This window comes from Pseudogemmobacter bohemicus, from assembly GCF_003290025.1.
GTDB classification, from domain to species: domain Bacteria; phylum Pseudomonadota; class Alphaproteobacteria; order Rhodobacterales; family Rhodobacteraceae; genus Pseudogemmobacter; species Pseudogemmobacter bohemicus.
The window spans coordinates 429,990-430,660 of sequence record NZ_QNHG01000001.1 but is presented as its reverse complement, the minus strand read 5'-3'; the positions used below and the strand labels follow the sequence as shown (position 1 = coordinate 430,660).

The window sequence follows — 671 nt, the reverse complement described above, 5'->3', positions numbered from 1 at the left end:
CTATGACCGGGTGCTGCTGTCGCGATCCGAGCCGACGCTGATCGCGCTGACGGTGCTGATGGTGTTCCTGTTCGCGGTGATGGGGCTTTTGGATCATGCGCGCTCGCGGATCCTGGCGCGGATCGGCGCGCGGTTCCAGGAGGCGCTGGACAAGCGGGTTCTTGCGGCCTCGTTCCGCAGGCTTTCCGTGGCGCCAGCCGACACCGAGGCGCGCGCCGCCCAGTCGGATCTGGAGGCGATTGCACGGTTCTGGGCCTCGCCCTTGTTGCAGGGGCTGCTGGATCTGCCCTGGACGCCGATCTTCATCGCCGCTTTGTTTGTCTTCCATCCGGTGCTGGGCTGGTTCGCGGTTGGCGCGGCGATTCTGCTCCTGTTGCTGGCATGGGCCAATCAGCGGGCCACCGATACGATCACCCAACAGGCGACGATGGCCAGTTTCGCAGCCGATCGCCAGGCCGAGAATCTGAAATCGGAATCCGAGCTGGTGCGCTCGCTTGGGATGAGCGGCAACGCCTTTACCCGCTGGTATCATCTGCGCAGCCGGGCGCTGATCCGGGGGATGGAGCTGGCGGATCGTTCGGGCGGCTATTCGGTGCTGACCAAGACGCTGCGGTTGTTCCTGCAATCGGCAATTCTGGGCCTGGGTGCCTGGCTGGTGCTGGAGAATGCGC

At 65.1% G+C, this 671-nt stretch carries 1 protein-coding gene; it reads left to right on the top strand.

All coding sequences use genetic code 11. The features are described from left to right. The coding region (locus DRF71_RS27845; protein ID WP_332872039.1) for an ABC transporter transmembrane domain-containing protein at positions 1-671 on the top strand (671 nt) is incomplete at both ends.